17 protein-coding genes are annotated in these 18,749 nt (G+C 64.3%); 11 read left to right on the top strand and 6 right to left on the bottom strand.

Annotated features, from left to right (window positions below):
• The first annotated feature begins 3 nt into the window (after positions 1 to 3).
• From G473_RS0103885 to deoC, 3 genes are all read left to right on the top strand, one after another.
• The gene (locus G473_RS0103885) at positions 4 to 546 is read left to right on the top strand and encodes a L,D-transpeptidase family protein (protein WP_029012021.1); all 543 of its coding nucleotides are present in this window, start codon (positions 4 to 6) and stop codon (positions 544 to 546) included.
• Positions 547 to 610: 64 nt separating this feature from the next.
• The gene (gene cdd, locus G473_RS0103880) at positions 611 to 1,036 is read left to right on the top strand and encodes a cytidine deaminase (RefSeq protein ID WP_029012020.1); all 426 of its coding nucleotides are present in this window, start codon (positions 611 to 613) and stop codon (positions 1,034 to 1,036) included.
• A 3-nt stretch (positions 1,037 to 1,039) separates the two neighbouring features.
• Complete coding sequence (gene deoC, locus G473_RS24975; RefSeq protein ID WP_051329856.1) at positions 1,040 to 1,825, top strand: deoxyribose-phosphate aldolase; 786 nt, start codon at positions 1,040 to 1,042, stop codon at positions 1,823 to 1,825.
• Here the strand turns inward: deoC and modC are convergent.
• The 4 genes from modC to G473_RS0103855 all read right to left on the bottom strand — a co-directional run bounded on the left by modC (position 1,819) and on the right by G473_RS0103855 (position 4,648).
• Positions 1,819 to 2,478, bottom strand: a complete 660-nt coding sequence (gene modC, locus G473_RS24970) for a molybdenum ABC transporter ATP-binding protein (protein ID WP_051329855.1) — start codon at positions 2,476 to 2,478, stop codon at positions 1,819 to 1,821. The two genes, deoC and modC, sit on opposite strands and share 7 nt — an antisense overlap.
• Positions 2,471 to 3,169 (bottom strand): molybdate ABC transporter permease subunit, encoded by a 699-nt coding sequence (gene modB / locus G473_RS0103865; RefSeq protein WP_029012019.1) that lies wholly within the window; start codon positions 3,167 to 3,169, stop codon positions 2,471 to 2,473. Before modB ends, modC begins: the two co-directional genes overlap by 8 nt.
• A 3-nt stretch (positions 3,170 to 3,172) precedes the next feature.
• Positions 3,173 to 3,949, bottom strand: a complete 777-nt coding sequence (gene modA, locus G473_RS0103860) for a molybdate ABC transporter substrate-binding protein (RefSeq protein ID WP_029012018.1) — start codon at positions 3,947 to 3,949, stop codon at positions 3,173 to 3,175.
• 90 nt (positions 3,950 to 4,039) lie between these two features.
• On the bottom strand, positions 4,040 to 4,648 hold the full coding sequence (locus G473_RS0103855; protein ID WP_029012017.1) for a DUF938 domain-containing protein: 609 nt from the start codon (positions 4,646 to 4,648) through the stop codon (positions 4,040 to 4,042).
• Between the two features lie 87 nt (positions 4,649 to 4,735).
• On the opposite strand from G473_RS0103855, the gene G473_RS0103850 reads away from it, so the two are divergent.
• The 5 genes from G473_RS0103850 to G473_RS0103830 all read left to right on the top strand — a co-directional run bounded on the left by G473_RS0103850 (position 4,736) and on the right by G473_RS0103830 (position 8,496).
• Positions 4,736 to 5,194, top strand: a complete 459-nt coding sequence (locus tag G473_RS0103850) for a tellurite resistance TerB family protein (RefSeq protein WP_029012016.1) — start codon at positions 4,736 to 4,738, stop codon at positions 5,192 to 5,194.
• A 94-nt stretch (positions 5,195 to 5,288) separates the two neighbouring features.
• A complete protein-coding gene (gene fdxA, locus G473_RS0103845; protein ID WP_029012015.1) occupies positions 5,289 to 5,621 on the top strand; it encodes a ferredoxin FdxA in 333 nt (110 codons plus the stop codon).
• 328 nt (positions 5,622 to 5,949) lie between these two features.
• On the top strand, positions 5,950 to 6,450 hold the full coding sequence (locus tag G473_RS0103840; RefSeq protein WP_029012014.1) for a CarD family transcriptional regulator: 501 nt from the start codon (positions 5,950 to 5,952) through the stop codon (positions 6,448 to 6,450).
• Positions 6,451 to 6,631: 181 nt separating this feature from the next.
• Complete coding sequence (locus G473_RS0103835) at positions 6,632 to 7,450, top strand: metallophosphoesterase family protein (RefSeq protein WP_029012013.1); 819 nt, start codon at positions 6,632 to 6,634, stop codon at positions 7,448 to 7,450.
• A 158-nt stretch (positions 7,451 to 7,608) separates the two neighbouring features.
• Positions 7,609 to 8,496, top strand: coding sequence for an RNA polymerase factor sigma-32 (locus tag G473_RS0103830; RefSeq protein WP_029012012.1), 888 nt, complete (start codon positions 7,609 to 7,611; stop codon positions 8,494 to 8,496).
• A 61-nt stretch (positions 8,497 to 8,557) separates the two neighbouring features.
• On the opposite strand, the gene G473_RS0103825 is transcribed toward G473_RS0103830, so the two are convergent.
• Positions 8,558 to 9,298, bottom strand: coding sequence for an SDR family NAD(P)-dependent oxidoreductase (locus G473_RS0103825; RefSeq protein ID WP_029012011.1), 741 nt, complete (start codon positions 9,296 to 9,298; stop codon positions 8,558 to 8,560).
• Between the two features lie 82 nt (positions 9,299 to 9,380).
• Here G473_RS0103825 and G473_RS0103820 point away from each other — a divergent pair, with 82 nt between their 5' ends.
• Positions 9,381 to 10,046: a TetR/AcrR family transcriptional regulator gene (locus tag G473_RS0103820; protein WP_029012010.1), complete on the top strand. Its 666-nt coding sequence runs from the start codon at positions 9,381 to 9,383 to the stop codon at positions 10,044 to 10,046.
• Between the two features lie 253 nt (positions 10,047 to 10,299).
• Here G473_RS0103820 and typA read toward each other — a convergent pair whose 3' ends face one another.
• Entirely contained in the window at positions 10,300 to 12,123 is a 1,824-nt protein-coding gene (typA, locus tag G473_RS0103815; protein ID WP_029012009.1) for a translational GTPase TypA, read from the bottom strand.
• A gap of 417 nt (positions 12,124 to 12,540) precedes the next feature.
• Here typA and G473_RS0103810 point away from each other — a divergent pair, with 417 nt between their 5' ends.
• Positions 12,541 to 14,352: an autotransporter assembly complex protein TamA gene (locus G473_RS0103810; protein WP_051329854.1), complete on the top strand. Its 1,812-nt coding sequence runs from the start codon at positions 12,541 to 12,543 to the stop codon at positions 14,350 to 14,352.
• An 18-nt stretch (positions 14,353 to 14,370) separates the two neighbouring features.
• Positions 14,371 to 18,741: a translocation/assembly module TamB domain-containing protein gene (locus G473_RS0103805; protein WP_029012007.1), complete on the top strand. Its 4,371-nt coding sequence runs from the start codon at positions 14,371 to 14,373 to the stop codon at positions 18,739 to 18,741.
• Positions 18,742 to 18,749 lie beyond the last annotated feature (8 nt).

Raw genomic sequence — 18,749 nt, 5'->3', positions numbered from 1 at the left:
ATCATGGATGTGACCCTGATCCGGCAGGAGGATGGCACCTATGCCCTGTGCTGGCCGGGCAATCGCGTAGCTTGCGCGGTGGGAAGGGGCGGGGTGCGGCTGGATAAGCGGGAAGGGGATGGGGCGACCCCGGTGGGGGTTTTCCCTTTCCGCCGCGCCTTCTACCGGCCCGACCGACAGGTGCCGCCCTTCACCGGCCTGCCCCTGGACGGGATTGAACGGGCAGATGGCTGGTGCGACGACCCGGCCCACCCGGATTATAACCGTCCGGTGAAGCTGCCGTTCACCGCCTCGCATGAGGTGATGTGGATGGACGAGGATATTTACGATCTGGTGCTGGTGCCCGGCCATAATGATGACCCGCCCGTGCCGGGGCTGGGCAGCGCCGTTTTTGTCCATCTGGCCCGGCCTGGTTTTCCCGGCACGGCCGGCTGCATCGCCCTGGAACGACCTTCCATGCTGGCGCTGCTGGCCGTGCTGCAACCGGGGGACCGGCTGGTCGTGCCGGCCGATGCGGTCGGCCATTATGACGCTGCCGGATCGTAGGCCTTTCCCGCGCGGCCCCCGGCGGCCTATGCTGGGGTGATTTTTCTTCCCACAGGCAGATGCCATGAGTGATCACGCCCCTCCGTCGGCCCCCGATTTGTTTGATGCGGCCAAGGCCACGCGCCTGCTGGCCCATGCGCCCTATTCCGGCTTCAAGGTCGGTGCCGCCATCCGGTCGGAAAGCGGTCGCATCCATGCCGGCTGCAATGTGGAAAATGCGGCCTATCCCCAGGGCCAATGCGCGGAAGCCACGGCCATTGGCCTGATGGTGGCATCGGGCGACCGGCGCATCACTGAACTGGTGGTGGTGGGCGGAGAGGCCGGTTCCGGCCTGATCTGCACCCCCTGCGGCGGCTGCCGCCAGCGCATCCGGGAATTTGCCGGCCCCGACACGCCGATCCATATCTATGATGCCGGCGGCTATCGCCAAAGCTTCACACTGGGGGAATTGCTGCCCTTCAGCTTCGGCCCCGATAATCTGGGATTCTGACAAATGGCTGATCATTCCGATGCCGAAATGGATTTCGGTGCTGTCGCACGTCGCGCCTTGCCGCTGCTGGATCTGACCAGCCTGAATGATGGTGATGATGCTGAAAGCACGGCTGCGCTGTGCGCCAAGGCGGTGACGGCGGCGGGAAATGTCGCTGCTGTGTGTTTGTGGCCCAGCTTTGTTTCGCAGGCGAAACAGCTTTTGGATGGTACTTGCGTGCGGATCGCCACGGTGGTGAACTTCCCCGGCGGCAGTTTCGGCGCGGATAAGGTGGCCGACCAGATCGCGCGGGCGCTGGAAGCCGGTGCCGACGAGATTGATGTGGTGATGCCCTATGCCGACATCATGCACGGATCGGGGCAGCGCGCCGCCGACCATCTGGCCCGCTGCCGGGAAGCCTGCGGCGATGCGCTGATGAAGGTGATCCTGGAAAGCGGTGCCTTGGCCAAGCCGGTGCTGGTGGAGCGTGCTTCGGCGGTTGCCGTGGCGGCGGGCGCTGATTTCCTGAAAACCTCCACCGGCAAAGTGCCTGCCGGGGCCACGCCCAGTGCCGCCCGCATCATGCTGGAAGCCTGCCGCACGGCACCGCGCCCGGTCGGTTTCAAGGCGTCGGGCGGTATCCGCGACCTTACGGCAGCGGCCACCTATATGGGGCTGGCGGATGAGATTTGCGGCGAAGGCTGGGTCTCGCCGGCCCGTTTCCGCTTTGGTGCGTCGGGCCTGCTGGATGTGATCTTGAAGGAGATCGGCGTTGCCGTCGGTCCCGCGGTGGGCAGCCTGGGTTATTGAGCCTGGGCCGGGGGCGGGATTGGTCCCGCCTGCCCATCCTGCACGCCGATCCAGCCCGTGGCCAGGCTCGCCACCTCCGCCGGCTGGTGGGTGACATAGAGCATGGGCAGCTGCATCTGGTCGCGCAGGCGCACCAGATAGGGCAGCAATTCCGCCTTGCGCGCGGCATCCAGGGCGGAAAGCGGTTCATCCAGCAGCAGCAGCCGGGGGGCGGAAAGCAGGGCGCGGCCAATGGCCACGCGCTGCCGTTCCCCCCCGGACAGGTCGCGCGGGCGGCGGGCCAGCAGCGGCGCGATATCCAGCAGATCGGCAATGGTATCCAGCCCGGCGGGCGGTGTTGCCCGCGTAAACAGCCGGCCATAGAGCAGGTTCTGTCGCACGGTCAGGTGTGGGAACAGCCGCGCTTCCTGGAAGACATAGCCAATGCGGCGCTGGTGCGGGGCCTGGAAGATGCCGGCCCCGGCATCGGTCAACACCGTGTCCTCAACCTTGATATGCCCGCTCTCCGGTCGCTTCAGGCCGGCGACCAGATCCAGCAGGGTGGTTTTCCCCGCCCCGGAGGGTCCCAGCAGGATGGTCACCCCCGGTCCGGTGGTGAACCGCGCGGTCAGGGTGAAATTGCCCTGCCGGTGGGTCAGGTCAATCTCAAGCATCGCCACCCCCCACCCGGCGGCGCACCTGCCGTGCCAGTAATTCGCTGGCGATCAGGGCGAATATGGCGATGGCGACCGATACCAGGGTCAGCCGCAAAGCCGGCCCGTCGCCACTCGGCACCTGAAGATGGCTATAGATGGCCGATGGCAGGGTTTGGGTCACGCCGGGGATGTTGGAAACAAAGGTGATGGTGGCGCCAAACTCCCCCAACGCCTTGGCAAAGCAGAGGATGGCGCCGGCCAGGATGCCGGGCAGGGCCAGGGGCATGGTGATTGTGGCGAACACGGCCCAGGGCGGCGCGCCCAGGCTGCCGGCGGCCTGTTCCAGCTTCGGGTCGATGGCTTCCAGTGACAGGCGGATGGCCCGTACCAGCAGGGGAAAGGCCATGATGGCGCAGGCCAGCACCGCACCGGTCCAGTTGAAGGCAAAGGTAATCCCCACCTCTGCCAGCATCTTGCCCAAGGGGCCCTGACGGCCAAACAACAGCAGCAGCAGATAGCCCGTCACCACCGGCGGCAGCACCAGCGGCAGATGCACCAGCCCATCCAGCAGGATACGACCGGGAAACCGGCCCCGCGCCAGCAGCCACGCCACCAGGATGCCCGGCGGCAGGCTGGCCAGCACCGCCCAGAAGGCGACCTTCAGGGACAGGCGGATGGCCGTCCATTCCTCGGGCGTGAAATCAAGCACGGATCAATTGACCAGAAAGGTGAAACCCTGTTCTTCGAAATAGCGCCGCGCGGCGGGGCTGGAAAGAAACTTCAACAGCTTTTCGGCCTCTGGTCCGGCGGTACCCAGCAGGGCGGCCGGATATTCAATCGGCGCGTGGCTGTCGGCGGGGAAGGTGGCGATGACTGTCACGTTCGGTTCCGCAACCGCGTCGCTGGCATAGACGATGCCGGCGGCAGCCTCTCCGCGTGCCACCAGGGCCAGGGCGGCGCGTACATTTTCCGCTTGGGCGACCTGGCCTTGCACCTTGTCCCACAGGCCCAGCTTGGTCAGCGCCGCCTTGCCATATTTGCCCGCCGGCACGCCCGCTGTATCGGCCATGGCCAGTTTGCCGTCGCCCAGCAGGCTGGGCAGGTCAGCGATCTCACCCGCCTTGCCGGTGGCTTTCGGCGTGATCAGCACCAGCCGGTTGCCCAGCAGGGTGACGCGGCTTTCCGGCTTGATCAGCTTCTGCTGCGCCAGATTATCCATCCAGTCCTGATCGGCGGAGATGAAGATATCTGCCGGCGCGCCGGCTGCGATCTGCTTGGCCAGGGCCGAACTGGCGGCATAGGAGGCGACGGCAGCCGTTCCCGTCTGGGTTCTGTACGCCGCCAGCGCCTTGTCCAATGCCGTTTTCAGGCTGGCGGCGGCGAAAATGGTGACGGGCCGATCCTGTGCCAGTGCCGGCGATAGCGGGGCCAGCAACAGGGTCAGGCCAGCCAACAGGCCGGCGATGAGGGAACGACGCAATGCCCGCATGATCATATCCCGCTGGGGAAGGGGAATCGTTATATCTCATGGAATATATCGACGGATCAAGCGAGACGCGGCCTGCCGGCTGGGGCTTGGTCACTGCCGGGTGAAAATGACGGTCAGATTGTTGGCTGGCATTTCGTGGATGGCGGGCGCGCCGAAGCCGTGGGTGGCTGCCAGGTCGGCCACTGTTTCCAGGTCGCGCACGCCCCAGCGCGGGTCGCGGGCGCGCAGATCGGCATCGAAGGCGGCGTTGCTGTCGGCCGTATGCTGGCCGCCCCGCTTATAGGGGCCATAAAGGATCAGCGGCGCACCGGTGGGCAGCAACCGACCGGCGGCAGCGAACAGGCCCAGGGTCGCCTCCCAGGGTGCAATATGGATCATGTTGACGCATAGCATGGCGTCGAAAGGCCCGGACGGCCATGAGGTCGGGTCCAGGGCATTGATTGCCAGGGGCGGGGCGATGTTGGGCACGCCTTCCGCCTGGGTCCAGGCGGCAATGCTGGCGCGGGCATCCGCGTCCGGATCACTGGGCTGCCACTGCCAGCCGCCAAGATGGCTGGCCAGAAAAACCGCATGCTCCCCGCTGCCGCTGGCCACTTCCAGCAGATGCCCCGTGGCAGGCAGAACCTGTTCCAGAATGGCGAGAATGGGCGCGCGGTTGCGCAGTGTGGCGGGGGCGTGGCGGCGGACATCATCATTCATGGTGGCACGCTAGCCGGAACATGCGCTCTCGCCAAACGGTTTCCCCATCCCTATCTGACCTTTTTAAAGAGAGCCGGGACCGTTGCGATGCTGAACCGAATTCGCCGCCTTTTCACCCAGCCTGACCGTGCCCTTGATGGGCTGGATGGTCCCGACCGCGTGCATCTGGCAGCCGCCTGCCTGATGGTGGAGGCGGCCCGCCTGGATGGCACCACCAGCGGGGAGGAGATGGAAACAATCCGCACCCTGCTTTCCAGCCATTTCAAGCTGGACGAGGCCGAGGTGGAGGAACTGGTGCGGTCGGCGTCCACCCTCTCCGACGGGCCGGCGCAATGGTATGCTTTCACGTCGCGGCTGAAAGACGCGATGGAGTATGACGAACGGGTAGCGATTATCGAAATGCTGTGGCATGTCGTCTATGCGGATGGCGCGCTGCACCATCTCGAATCCAGCCTGTTGCGCCGGGTGGGTGGTTTGCTCTACGTCTCCGACCGGGATCGTGGTGAAGCCCAGCGCCGGGTCAAGGCTGCCCTGGGCCTGACCTGATCGGGGTCTTCCGGCCAAGCCGGGTTTTGTTGAGCAAGGGGCGCCCGCCGGGAAGCCGGCCCCGTGGGCGCCGCCGTTGAGGAGTGATGGAAGGATGCCATACGTCGTCACCGAACTGTGCATCAAGTGCAAGTTCATGGATTGCGTCGAGGTTTGCCCCGTGGATTGTTTCTACGAAGGCGAGAACACCCTGGTCATCCATCCCGATGAATGTATCGATTGCGGTGTGTGCGAGCCGGAATGCCCGGCTGAAGCCATCATCCCCGATACCGATCCCCAGGCTGAGCAGTGGTTGGGCATGAACCGCGATTACGCGGAAAAGTGGCCGAACATCACCCGTAAGAAGAAGGCCCCGGACGATGCCGACGCCTGGAAGGGTGTGCCGGACAAGTTCGCCAAATATTTCAGCCCCAATCCGGGCAAGTAATCACCGAAGGCGACTGGGCCGGCACTATAATGCGCTGGCCGGTCACTTTTTGCGTCCATGCGGCGCCTGCATGCCCGACATAACCGCTTTCCTTCGGAACTTTTGCGGAACAAGGCGTGCTAGCTCTGTCATACGGCGGTAATATCCACTATATTGGTCTTCGCGAGGAACCGTGCGCCGGCCGTTTGGCCCCTTTTTAAGCGCGCGGTCCATTTTCGCCCGAGCCCCGCGAGAGGATGCCTGCACCCCGCCATTGTAAATATGGCGGTGGAAGGCGTCTTTTTCCTGTGGTGCCCGAGCTGTGCCGAAGAATGAGAGCCAAGCGAAGATGTCTGACAGCCAAGATTTCGTTACCGGCGATCACGTTGTTTATCCGGCCCATGGCGTGGGCCAGATCATCGGGATCGAGACCCACAGCATTGGCGACATGAGCGTCACGCTGTACGCCATCCAGTTCGAAAAGGAACGGATGACGCTGAAGGTTCCGGTGGCGAAGGCCAAGGCTTCCGGTCTGCGCCGCCTGTCCTCCAAGGACCGGATCAAGGCCGCGATGGAGACGCTGCTGGGCCCCAGCAAGATCAAGCGCATCATGTGGAGCCGTCGCGCCCAGGAATATGAGGCGAAGATCAATTCCGGCGACCCGGTTTCCATCGCTGAAGTGGTGCGCGACCTGTATCGCGGCGAAGACCAGTCCGACCAGTCTTACAGCGAGCGGCAGATTTATCATGCCGCGCTGGAGCGTCTGGCCCGTGAACTGGCCGTTGTGGAAAAGATCGACGAGCGCAAGGCGACGGAAAAGCTGGAAGCCGTGCTGAGCAAGGCTGCCTGATCCGTTCCTGAACACAGGGCCCGTTCGGCCCATACCACAAGATCGGCTAAGCCGGTGGTGACAGGACGGGATATTTAGTATGAAAAGGGGTGGCCCGATGCGGGTCGCCCCTTTTTTTGCGTCGCGCGCCCCCGTACACTCAGGGTCGTTCCTTTCCGTTCGCCCGAGAGTTTCTTCCCGGATGTCAGACGACCAGAAATTCGCCCTGCTCGGACGGCCGCGCCGCATCTGGGCCGTTGGCGCCATTCATGGCGAGGCGGGCCGGCTGGCGGCATTGCATGAGGATATTGGCGCCCGTTTCCAGGCGGGTGACCGGCTGATCTATCTCGGCAACATGATCGGGCGTGGACCGACCGTGTTTGAGACGATGGAAGAGCTGCTCTATTTCCGCCGCCATCTGATGGCCAAGCCCAGCGTGCTGGCCAGCGATATCGTCTATCTGCGCGGCGGGCAGGAAGAGATGTGGCAGAAGCTGCTGCAGCTTCAGTTCGCGCCCAACCCCAGCGCCGTTCTGCAATGGATGATCGGCCAGGGCGTGGAGGCGACGCTGATCGCTTATGGCGGCACAGCGGCTTACGGGATGGCGGCAGCGCGCGACGGGGCTGTCGGGCTGACCCGCTGGACCAACGAGTTGCGGACCGCCGTCCGCAATGCCGCCGGGCATGACAATCTGTTCGCCTGCCTGCGCCGCGCCGCCTATACCAGCAACCCGGACGGGGAGCCGGCCAGCCTGCTTTTCGTCAATGCCGGGCTTGATCCCGCCAAGCCGCTGCATATGCAGGCGGATATTTTCTGGTGGGGGGGCGGCAGCTTTGCCCGGATTGATACGCCCTATGGCGATGTCCGGCGCATCGTCCGCGGTTATGACCCGACTCACGCACAGGGGCCGGTGATCGGTACCCACACGGCCAGCCTGGATGGCGGGGCCGGCTTTGGCGGCCGGCTGGTGTGCGGCTGTTTCTCCCCTGAGGGGGCGTTGCTGGACATGGTGGAAGCCTGATCCGGCAACCGCCCGCCGGGTCCGGTCTGGATCGGTAATCGTGGGACTATAACCAAAGGAAGTATCCCCGCCAGTGATCCAACGGCGGGCCTGTCACGTATTCCGGCCATGACAACCGATGCGCCCCCTGGCGGCGGTTTGGCAGGGAGAAACAGGCAATGGCCCACCTTGACGACGTGCAGACCCAACGCGCCAATCTGACCTTCATCCGCAGCGCGATGAAGGAACCGCTGCTCGAACGCGACCATGAGCAGGAACTGGCGCGTCGCTGGCGTGAAAAAGGGGATGAGCGGGCGCTGCACGAACTGGTGCGCAGCTATACCCGCCTGGTCGTGGCCGCCGCCGGTCGTTTCCGCCATTACGGCTTGGCCATGGGGGAACTGGTCCAGGAAGGCAATGTCGGTCTGATGCAGGCTGCCAGCCGGTTTGAGCCGGAACGGGATGTCCGTTTTTCCACTTACGCCGCCTGGTGGATTCGCTCCGCCATGCAGGATTATATCCTGCGCAACTGGTCCATTGTGCGCACCGGCACCACGGCGGCGCAGAAATCCCTCTTCTTCAACCTGCGCCGCCTGCGGGCCCAGATCGCCGGCAACCCTTCTTCCGATGCGATGAGCGCGGAAGGCCGGCAGGAGATTGCCCGCATCCTGGATGTGGATGTGCAGGAGGTGGAGACGATGGAAATGCGGCTGGCCGCCGCTGACCAGTCGCTGAACAATCCGCTGACTGAGGCGGGGGACGGCGAATGGCAGGATCTGCTGCCCGACCAGCGCCCCTCGCCGGAAGATGTGGTGATTGGCATGCGCGATGGCCGCATGCGGTCAAAATGGCTGGCGGAGGCGCTGGGCGAGCTTTCCCCCCGTGAACGCCAGATCATTGCGGAACGCCGCCTGCGTGATGAAGGGGTGACGCTGGAAGAACTGGGCCGCGTTCTGGGCGTCAGCAAGGAGCGTGTCCGGCAGTTGGAAAGCCGGGCCATGAACAAGCTGCGTGTCAGCATGTTGAAGCGCGTCCGCGATCAGGGGGAGCTTTTCGCAGAAATCTAAAAGGAACGGGGCCGGCTTTCACCGGCCCCCCGCAAAGCAAAGTTATTTGAAAAACCTGTGGTCAGGCGTTCAGCCCGCCATCCACGGTAAGGCTGGTGCCATTGATCTGGCGCGCAGCGGGGCTTGCCAGGAAGGTGACCGCGGCCGCCACATCTTCCGGCTCCCCATAATGACCCAGCGGGGTCAGGGCGCGCAGGGCATCGGCCATCTCTCCGTTCGCCGGGTTCATATCCGTCTCGGTTGCCCCCGGCTGCACCAGATTGACGGTGATGCCACGGTCGCCCAGTTCACGTGCCAAGCCACGGGTCAGGGAGACCTGGGCCGATTTGGTCATCGCATAGACCGTCACATTTGTGCCCACCATACGGTCGGCCAGGCACGATCCGATCAGGATGATGCGCCCGCCCCGCCCCAGATGCGGGATAACCGCCTGGGAAAACAGGATGGCTGCGCGGACATTCACATTCAAAAGCGCGTCGATATCTTCCAGGCTGATGTCAGCCAGTGCGCCGACGCGGGCGATGCCGGCATTGTTCACCAGGATATCAATCCCGCCCAAAGCGGCTACGGCCTCTGCAACAGAACGCTTTACGGCTTCCGGATCGCCACTATCCGCCTGGATGGCGACTGCGCGCCGGCCTTTGCCTTCAATCGCCTGCGCCACCGCTGCCGCGCGGTCGGCAGAGCGTTCGTAGGTGATGGCGACATCTGCGCCCCTTTCCGCCAGCGCCAGCGCGATGCTGGCCCCGATTCCGCGCGAACCGCCGGTTACCAGGGCGCGCTTGCCAATCAAGTCACTCATGAGTCGATCCTTTATGTATCGATTGATACATAAATAGCTGGACCCATTGCCATGGCATGTCAATCGAATTATATATTGATCGATGCAGAAATCAGAACCGCCCCTCGAAAATCCTGAAGTACCTGCTGCGCGCAGCCGTGGCCGCCCGCGTGCGTTCAACCGCGACATGGCGCTGGCCCAAGCCACCCGTTTGTTCTGGACCAAGGGATATGAGGCGACATCGATTGCCGATCTTACCCAGGCGATGGGGATCGGCTCTCCCAGCCTTTACGCGGCTTTCGGATCGAAGGAGGCGCTTTATGCTGAAGCGCTGCGTTATTACGGCGGACAATATGAGCATCTGGTTTGGGGCGGCTTTCTGGTCGCCCCGACGGCCAGGGCGGCCGTCCATGCGCTGCTGATGGATTCCGCCAAGGTTTTGCCCGGCTGCACCGCCGATATGCCCCGTGGCTGCATGGTGACCCTTTCCGCTGTGGGCTGTGAAGGGCATGCGGAGCTGGGGGAACTGGTCCAGGGGGCGCGTGCCGTGACCTTGCACCGTCTCCTGGCGCGGATTGAACGGGCTGTCTCGGAAGGTGAGATATCGGCCTCTATCGACACCCATGGCCTTGCCCGTTTTGTGCAAACCATACAGAGCGGCATGTCGATCCTGGCCCGCGATGGGGCCAGCCGGGCTGAATTGGAGGATGTGGCCGCCACAGCCATGCTGGGATGGGATGCCCGCACCCGCACCATGGCGGATCGCTGATCCGGGATACAGCGGCCCCTTAGGGCCCAACGCGGTTACAAAAACAAAAGCCCCCGCCGGATCGCTCCGGCGGGGGCTTTGTCATTCAGCGAAACCGTTAAGCCTTATACCAGCGGCAGGAAATCTTGACCGTTGGTCAACCTTTCCTGCTCCTCAATCGCCGGCGCCAGCATCCACTGGCTTGGCTACGCCGCATGAGCGGCGCGGCGGCAGTCGCCGCCGTACCAACGGTCATGAATTATGACCGTTGGTATTACTCGGCTTCGGCCGCACGCTCGGCGCGCTTGCGCGCGTTCGGGTCCAGCAGCTTCTTACGCAGGCGGATCGACTTCGGCGTCACTTCCACCAGCTCGTCGTCCTGGATGTAGGACAGGGCCTTTTCCAGCGACATGCGGATCGGCGGCGTCAGAACGACGGCTTCATCCTTGCTGGTGGTGCGGATGTTGGTCAGCTTCTTGCCCTTCAGGACGTTCACTTCCAGGTCATTCTCGCGGGTATGTTCACCCACGATCATGCCTTCGTAAACCTTCCAGCCGGGTTCGATCATCATCGGGCCGCGATCTTCCAGGTTCCACAGGGCGTAGGCCACGGCCTCGCCATCGGAGTTGGAGATCAGCACGCCATTGCGGCGGCCCGGGATGGCGCCCTTATAGGGCATGTAATCGGCGAACAGGCGGTTGATGACGCCGGTGCCGCGGGTATCGGTCAGGAATTCGCCCTGATAACCGATCAGGCCGCGCGACGGGACGTGGAACACCAGACGCAGCTTGCCGGCGCCCGAGGGCTTCATTTCCAGCATTTCGCCCTTGCGCTCGTTCAGCTTCTGAACGACGACGCCGGAGAATTCCTCATCCACGTCGATGACGACTTCCTCGATCGGCTCCAGCTTCTGGCCGTTTTCGTCGGTCTGCATCACCACGCGCGGACGGCTGATCGACAGCTCGAAGCCTTCGCGGCGCATGGTTTCGATCAGGATGCCAAGCTGCAATTCGCCGCGGCCGGCCACTTCGTAAGCGTCGGCATTGGCGGTTTCGCGGATCTGCAGGGCGACATTGCCTTCCGCTTCGCGCATCAGGCGGTCACGGATCATGCGGCTGGTGACCTTGTCGCCTTCACGACCGGCGAGCGGGCTGTCATTGACCGAGAAGGTCATGGCCAGCGTCGGCGGATCGATCGGCTGGGCCGACAACGGCTCATCCACACTCATTTCCACGATGCTGTCGGCGACCGTGCTCTTCACCAGACCGGCAATGGCGACGATGTCACCCGCCTGCGCCTCTTCAACCGGCACGCGCTCCAGGCCGCGGAAGGCCAGCACCTTCGACGCACGGCCCTGCTCGATCAGCTTGCCATCGCGGGTCAGGGCCTTGATGGCCATGTTGGTCTTGATGCGGCCGGACTGGATACGGCCGGTCAGGATGCGGCCCAGATAGGGGTTGGCTTCCAGGGTGGTCGCCAGCATCTTGAACGGCGCATCGACGCTGTCCACCTTCGGCGCCGGCACATGGTTGACCACCAGCTCGAACAGCGGGGTCAGATCCTTGCGCTCGTCATCCAGGTTGTTCACGGCCCAGCCATTGCGGCCGGAAGCGAACAGGGTGGGGAAGTCGAGCTGTTCGTCGGTGGCGTCCAGCGAAGCGAACAGGTCGAAAATCTCGTTATGCACTTCGTCGGGGCGGGCGTCCTGACGGTCGATCTTGTTGACGATCACCATCGGGCGCATGCCCAGCTTCAGCGCCTTGCCAAGCACGAACTTGGTCTGCGGCAGCGGGCCTTCGGCGCTGTCCACCAGCAGGCAGACGCCGTCCACCATGTTCAGGATACGCTCCACCTCACCGCCGAAATCGGCGTGGCCGGGGGTATCGACGATGTTGATGCGAACGTCGTTCCAGACAACGGAGGTGCACTTGGCCAGGATGGTGATGCCGCGCTCACGCTCCAGGTCGTTGCTGTCCATGGCGCGTTCGGCGACCTGTTGGTTTTCGCGGAACGTACCCGACTGCTTCAACAGCATGTCCACCAGGGTGGTCTTGCCATGGTCGACGTGGGCGATGATGGCGATATTGCGCAATTCCATGTGGGGCCCTGAATTTGGTCGCGAGCGCGCCGCCCAATCCTGGTCCACCGGAAAGAGGTTCGCGCACGAAAAATGCCCGCCACCGGGCCTGCGGCGGCGATGGCCATCAGGTCTGGGGTCGGGCTGTCTATCGCGGCGCAATATAATCAAGCCGCCCTTTGACGCCTAGGGCGCATCCTGCCGGGCTGCCTTGCGCGAGGCGTGGGTGAAGTTTCTGTGACAGGACCCTGCTGCAGGACCGCCCCAATTCGCCTGTATGGTTGCTTCGCTGGCACGGTCCCCTAACCTTAAGTCGAAGTCTCTTATTCCAATATGCAACAAGATGTAGCCCCAAGGCGTTACGGGTTCCGTCTGGTGCCGGCTGCGCTCACCTGCCACGATAGACGCCAAGCCCGAAGTTAATGGGAAATACGGAAGATGCGGAAACGGTTCCTGATGTCGGCCCTGACGGGTGTATCGCTGCTGGCGGTTATGCCTGTCCTGGCCCAGGAGACGCGGTACGAGGTGGAGATAAGGGGGGTGGAGGATCGCCAGGGGTTGAACAATCTCCTGCGCGATGTCTCCCGTCTGGTCGCTTTGCGGGACGAGCCGCCGCCCTCGCCCATCGGGCTTCGTCGCCGGGCCGATGCCGATCTGGATCGGATGACGGCGGCCCTGCGTTCCGCCGGCTTTTACGATGCCATCATCGATCTTGAAATCGATGTGGAGGCCCAACCGGCCAAGGTGATTGTGAATGTGGAGGAGGGGGAGCGTTACCGCATCACCTCCCTGACCTTGAAGGGCAAGGATGGCAAGGATCTGGCCGGCGACCTGCCGACGGCCGCCGATCTGGGCCTGGCCGTGGGCAGCCCGGCGGACGGGCCGGAAATCCAGACCGCAGAGGGGCGCATCCTGCCCCGCTTTGCCGAGAAGGGCTATGCCTACGCGACCGTGCTGGACCGTAAATATATTGTCGATCATGCCAAGACGGGCATGGACATCACTTATATGATCGATCCCGGCCCGAAGGTGAATTTCGGGCGCATCCAGGTGTCCGGGCTGGAGGATGTGGAGGAGCGCGCCGTGCGTCGGCGCATGCCCTGGCGCCCCGGCCTGCCATACCATCCATCCGTCATGGAGGAGGGGCGCCAGGCCCTGGCCGATCTGGGGGTCTTCTCTTCCGTTCGTGTCCGCCTGGCCGATGCGCCGGACGATGAGGGCAACGCCCCCGTGCTGATTGATGTGCAGGAACGCGACATGCGCTATGTCGGCTTCGGGGCCGATTATTCGACCGAGGACGGCTTCGGGGCCAATGCCTATTGGGGGCATCGCAACCTGCTGGGCGGGGCGGAACAGTTCCGGGTCGGGGCGCAGATCGCCGGCATTTCCCGCCGGGGCACGACAACCGATATCAGTGAACTGGATTACCGTCTGATCACCACCTACAAGCAGCCGGATTTCCTGTCCCGCCGCCAGTCTTTGAACCTGTCGGCGGAGGCCGTTTCGGAACGGCCGGATGCCTATCGCCGGGACGCCATCGTGCTGACGGCGGCGGTGGACCGGAAGTTCAACCGGGAACTGACCGGCTCCCTGGGTGTGACGCTGGAACAGTCCAAGATTGACGAAAGCCAGCAATCCACGACCAACACGCTGCTGGGCTTCCCCGTGGCGCTGACCTGGGACAAGAGCAATGATCTCTTGAACCCGACGGAAGGGTTCCGGCTGGCTGGCAATGTCACTCCCTATTTCGCGGCCTTTGGTGACAGCAGCAGCTTCGCCACGGCCAGGGTCAGCGGCTCCACCTATTTCGACTTTTCCGATAATGGCAACTATGTTGCGGCCCTGCGCGGCGTCTATGGCGCTGTTATCGGCGGCGGGCTGCTGGATGTGCCGGCCGATAAGCGGTTTTATGCCGGCGGCGGCGGCTCGATCCGGGGGTACGGTTACCAGAAGGTGGGACCGCGCGATGCGGACGGAGAGCCGACGGGCGGTGTCTCGCTGCTGGAATTCAGCGCGGAGATGCGCATCAAGGTGACGGAGAATATCGGCATCGTCCCCTTTGTCGATGCCGGCAATGTCTATACGACCGAGTATCCCGATTTTGGCGAAGGGATGCGCTATGCCGCCGGTATTGGCGGCCGTTATTACACGCCCATCGGCCCGATCCGCGTCGATGCCGCCATGCCGCTGAATAAACGGAGCGGAGACAATAGTTTCCAGCTTTATGTCAGCATCGGTCAGGCGTTCTGAGGCGGGGAGGGAACCATCATGCGCGCACCTTTAGCCTGGATCGCTGCCGGCTTCGCCACCCTGATCGGGTTGGTTCTTCTGATATTGGCTGCCGCCATCATCTGGCTGGGCACCGGATCGGGGCGGGATTTCGCCCTGGCCCAGGCGCAGAAGCTGGTGCCCGGCCTTGGCCTGGCCGGGGCGGAAGGCAACCTGTTCGATCTGCGGCTGGCCCGGCTGACCATGGCGGATGCCAATGGTGTCTGGCTGGCCGTGGAAGGCGCCCGGCTGGACTGGTCGCCCTGGGCGCTGCTGTCGCGGCGGGTGGATATCGATCTGCTGTCGGCTGACAAGATCAATGTCGTCCGCGCGCCCTTGCCAGGGCCGGAGGAGCCGGAAGACCCCACGGCACCCGCTTTCCGCCTGCCGGTCGCCATCGATCTGACGCGGGTCCAGGCGGGCCGTATTGACCTGGGGGCTGAATTGCTGGGCGGCGACCCGGCAGTTCTGAACCTTCAGGGCCATGCCCTGATCCCGGCGGGTCTGCCCAGCGGGCAGGCGCATCTGGAAATCGCCCGGATCGATGACCGGCCTGGCACTTTGAAGCTGGATGCCACCTATCAGCCGGGCCAGCGCCTGACCCTGGCCGCCATCGCGGCGGAACCGGAGAATGGTCTGGTGGCGGAGTTGCTGGACATTCCCGGCCGTCCCGCCTTCACCGTAACGCTGGAAGGCGATGGGCCGCTGAATGACTGGACCGGCAACCTGACAGCCAGGGCCGGCGATATCGTCAATGGCCGTGCCCAGGCGCGGATCCGTCCGGCGGGCGGCAAGCTGACCTTTGGCCTGGATGCCGATGGCGATATCCAGGCGCTGCTGCCGGCATCCTGGCGGGAACTGGTGGGGCCGAACCTGAAGATCGGCGCCGGCGGCCTGATTGATCCCGGTCGCAGCATCGCGCTGGACGGGGTGACGGTGGAAGTGGCTGCCGGCACGCTGGCCGGCGGTGGTGCCTATGACCTGACCAGCCGCGCTATCAATCTGGGGGCCTATATCCAGGTGCCGGAGACATCCGCCCTGCATCCTTTCCTGGGCGAGGAGCGCTATTTCACCGCCACGCGCGGCACCCTGACCCTGACCGGCACGCCGGACGTGCCCAATCTGGTGACGGACTTCACGGTGGAGGCGCCACGCTTCCAGGAGTTTGGCGCCGATAGCATCAATGTGAAGGGCAGCGTTGCCGCCCAGGGCTCCCTGGACCGGTTCGCCCTGGACCTGACCAGCGCCGTGGAAGGCATGCGCGGCGGCGCCCTTAAGGGGGAGCGTGCGACGCTGGGCCTGAAAGCCAATGTCCTTGTGCCGGAACAGCGGGTGGATATTGGCAGCCTGACCATGGATGGCCCGCTGCTGCGGGGCACCGGCAAGGGCACTTTGCGGCAATGGGGGCAGCAGGCCGATCTGGCCCTTACGATCGACAGCCCCAACCTTGCGACATTGTCGGCCCTGGCCGGACGCGATCTGGCGGGCGCGCTGGGCGCAGACATCGCCGTGAAACGCAATGGCGACCGGGTGGAAGCCAATATCAAGGCCCGTGGCCGCAATCTCTCGGTAGGGGTGCCGGCAGCGGACGCCTTGCTGGGCGCCACGACGGACCTGTCCGCCGTGGTCGCGACGGGAACGGAAACGCGGGTGCGTGATCTGGTGCTGGTCACGCCGGTGCTGGACCTGCGCGGCAGTGCTGCCCTGGCGGGTCAGCAGCTTGTTGCAGACATTAATGGCCGTATTGCCGATCTGGCCCCGCTGGGCCGCGCCCTGGGCCGGTCGCTGACTGGCGGAATGACAGCCAGTATCAAGGCAGAAGGGCCCGCCGGCGCCACGATGCTGAATGCCCGGCTTCAGGGCAGCGATCTGGTGCTGGATGGCCTGTCCATGGGGGATGCGCTGGTGGAAATCACCGGCACGGGCGGGCCGGATGCGGCGCGTGGGCAGTTGGCAGCCACGACCAGCATCATCGGCCAGCGGGTGGCCGCCAATGGCGATTTTGTCCTGAATGGTGACCGGCTAGCCCTGAACGGGCTGGAAGCCGTGGTCGGCATCAACCGGATCGAAGGGAATATCCAGGCAGATCTCGCCACCGGGACCGCCGATGGCCGGTTGGCCGGCACGGTGCCGGACCTTGGCATTATCGGCTTCATTGCCGGCGATGAGGTGTGGGGTAATGGCACCTTCACCGTTGACCTGTCCAACAGCGGTGGCCGCCAGGATGTGGTGGTGGATGCCAATTTCAAGGAAATCTGGCGTCGCTGGCATGGGCAGCGCATCGCGACCGTCTCCCTGGATGGCCGGGTTGGGGCCGCGACCACCGATCCGGTGGTGGACATGACCTTGAGCGCTACCGGCATTGATCCCGGTGACGCGATGATCGACACGTTGACCGCCACGGCCAAGGGGCCGCTGACCGCCACCGATGTGACGCTGGATATTGCCGGCAAGGCATCCGCTCCGGTCAAGGTGGCGCTGGCCGGCACCCTCTCTGCTGCCGCCAATGATCCGGTGCAGGGGCAGGGCGTGATCCTGCGCTTCCTGCTGCAGCGCTTCAGCGGCACTTATGGCGAAACCGGCTTCCAGACGGCGCAACCTGCCAGCTTCGCCTATGGCGATGGCTTGTTGCAGGTGCAGAATCTGGCCGTGGTATCCGGCGAAAGCCGCATGGCCGTGAATATGGACCTGAACAGGCGCGGCCTGAATGGCCGGGCCGAACTGGTAAAGGTGCCGCTGACCTGGACCCGGATCATCGACCCGACCTGGACGCTGTATGGCGAGTTGAACGGCACGGCCAGCATCAGCGGTACGGTGGCGGCACCCGAAGGTGTGATGTCCATCCGTCTGCGGGATTTTGCCCTCGCTCCGCCGGTGGAAAAGGGGCCAACCCCGCTGGGGGCGGAGCTTTCCGCTAATTGGCGTAATGGTCGTGTCGCCGTGACGCTCAAGTTGGATTCCGAAGGCAGCGGCGTCGGGCTGACGGCACGGGGGGAACTGCCCCTGGTGCTGGAAGGCAGCGCTACCGCCTTCGCTGTTCCCACCGATCAGCCGATCAGTGGCCGGCTGGAAGGCAATATGGCCTTGCGCCGGTTCAATGATCTGCTGGCCGGCAGCGGGGACCGGCTGGGGGGGCAGGTGATCATGGACCTGACCGTCGCCGGCACCCTGGCCCAGCGACAGTTGAGCGGCACCGTCCGTCTGGATCGCGCCTCTTACGAGAACCAGGAATGGGGAACGCGCATCACCGATATCCAGGCTGTGCTGGAAGGGGATTCGGAAGGGCTGTCCATCCGCAGCTTCGACGGGAAGACGCCGGGCGGCGGCACCGTGTCGGCCAGCGGCTCCTTCGGCTTCCGGCCGGAACGCGACGACCGCCAGATTGATTTCAAACTGTCTGCGCGCAGGGCCAGACTGGCGCAGATCGACATGGTGGATGCGGTTGCCGGCGCGGAGATCGCCATTACCGGTTCCCTGACCGACGTGCTTGTGGCCGGCCGGATCAATGTGGACGAGGCGCATGTCCGCATCCCGGACAAGCTGCCGCCGACGGTGGCGCAACTGCCCGTGACCGAGATCAATCACCCCATGCGTCTGGCACCGCCGGGCGGGGCAAGCTCTGCTGAAAATCAGTCCGCCGATACCCCGCCAGAGGTGATGGTGGTCCGGCTGGAAATCGACGTGGAGGCCCCCAACCAGATCTATGTCGGCGGACGGGGGCTGGACGCGGAACTGAAAGCCAGCCTGAAGGTCCGCGGCACGGCTGCCGAACCGCTGGTGTCCGGTTCCGTCTCCCTGGTGAAGGGTGAAATGGCCCTGCTGGGCCAGACCTTCACCATCATGCGGGCCAACATGACCTTCCTGGGCGATGGTTCGCTGGAACCGGGGATGGATATCGAGGCGCGGACCCAGCGCGGCGACCTGACCGCCATTGTCGAGGTCAGCGGGCGTCCGTCCAAGCCGACGGTCAAACTCTCCTCACAGCCGCCTTATCCGGAGGATGAGGTGCTGGCCCGGTTGCTGTTCAACCGGGGTGCGGGCCAGCTTTCGGCCCTGGAAGCGCTGCAACTGGCGCAAAGTGCTGCGCAGTTGACCGGCCTGTTCGGTGGCGGTCCCGGCTTCGTGGATGATGTGAAGCGATCCCTTGGCGTCGACCGGTTGGAATTCCGGGGTTCGGAAGATGGTACCGGTGCCGGCACCGTCGCTGCCGGCAGCTATATCGGCGACAATCTCTATGTGGGTGTGGAGCAGGAACTGGGCACGGGCGAGAGCAAGGCCACGGTCGAATATGGCATCACCCGCCATATCAAGGCGCGTGGTGAGCTGGGCACCGAAAGCAAGGTCGGCGTGCAGTTCGAATGGGATTATTGAGGGGCTTG

Source organism: Niveispirillum irakense DSM 11586, assembly GCF_000429645.1.
GTDB classification, from domain to species: Bacteria; Pseudomonadota; Alphaproteobacteria; order Azospirillales; family Azospirillaceae; genus Niveispirillum; species Niveispirillum irakense.
This window is presented reverse-complemented; position numbering and strand designations above follow the sequence as displayed.

Excerpts from the sequence above, each read along its gene's own strand:
- G473_RS0103825 (WP_029012011.1), bottom strand. The coding sequence starts at position 9,298 with ATGAGTGACTTGATTGGCAAGCGCGCCCTGGTAACCGGCGGTTCGCGC.
- G473_RS0103855 (WP_029012017.1), bottom strand. The coding sequence starts at position 4,648 with ATGAATGATGATGTCCGCCGCCACGCCCCCGCCACACTGCGCAACCGC.
- G473_RS0103805 (WP_029012007.1), top strand. The coding sequence starts at position 14,371 with ATGCGCGCACCTTTAGCCTGGATCGCTGCCGGCTTCGCCACCCTGATC.
- modA (WP_029012018.1), bottom strand. The coding sequence starts at position 3,949 with ATGCGGGCATTGCGTCGTTCCCTCATCGCCGGCCTGTTGGCTGGCCTG.
- typA (WP_029012009.1), bottom strand. The coding sequence starts at position 12,123 with ATGGAATTGCGCAATATCGCCATCATCGCCCACGTCGACCATGGCAAG.
- G473_RS0103840 (WP_029012014.1), top strand. The coding sequence starts at position 5,950 with ATGTCTGACAGCCAAGATTTCGTTACCGGCGATCACGTTGTTTATCCG.
- modC (WP_051329855.1), bottom strand. The coding sequence starts at position 2,478 with ATGCTTGAGATTGACCTGACCCACCGGCAGGGCAATTTCACCCTGACC.
- G473_RS0103820 (WP_029012010.1), top strand. The coding sequence starts at position 9,381 with ATGCAGAAATCAGAACCGCCCCTCGAAAATCCTGAAGTACCTGCTGCG.
- fdxA (WP_029012015.1), top strand. The coding sequence starts at position 5,289 with ATGCCATACGTCGTCACCGAACTGTGCATCAAGTGCAAGTTCATGGAT.
- G473_RS0103885 (WP_029012021.1), top strand. The coding sequence starts at position 4 with ATGGATGTGACCCTGATCCGGCAGGAGGATGGCACCTATGCCCTGTGC.
- G473_RS0103835 (WP_029012013.1), top strand. The coding sequence starts at position 6,632 with ATGTCAGACGACCAGAAATTCGCCCTGCTCGGACGGCCGCGCCGCATC.
- G473_RS0103830 (WP_029012012.1), top strand. The coding sequence starts at position 7,609 with ATGGCCCACCTTGACGACGTGCAGACCCAACGCGCCAATCTGACCTTC.
- deoC (WP_051329856.1), top strand. The coding sequence starts at position 1,040 with ATGGCTGATCATTCCGATGCCGAAATGGATTTCGGTGCTGTCGCACGT.
- G473_RS0103850 (WP_029012016.1), top strand. The coding sequence starts at position 4,736 with ATGCTGAACCGAATTCGCCGCCTTTTCACCCAGCCTGACCGTGCCCTT.
- G473_RS0103810 (WP_051329854.1), top strand. The coding sequence starts at position 12,541 with ATGCGGAAACGGTTCCTGATGTCGGCCCTGACGGGTGTATCGCTGCTG.
- cdd (WP_029012020.1), top strand. The coding sequence starts at position 611 with ATGAGTGATCACGCCCCTCCGTCGGCCCCCGATTTGTTTGATGCGGCC.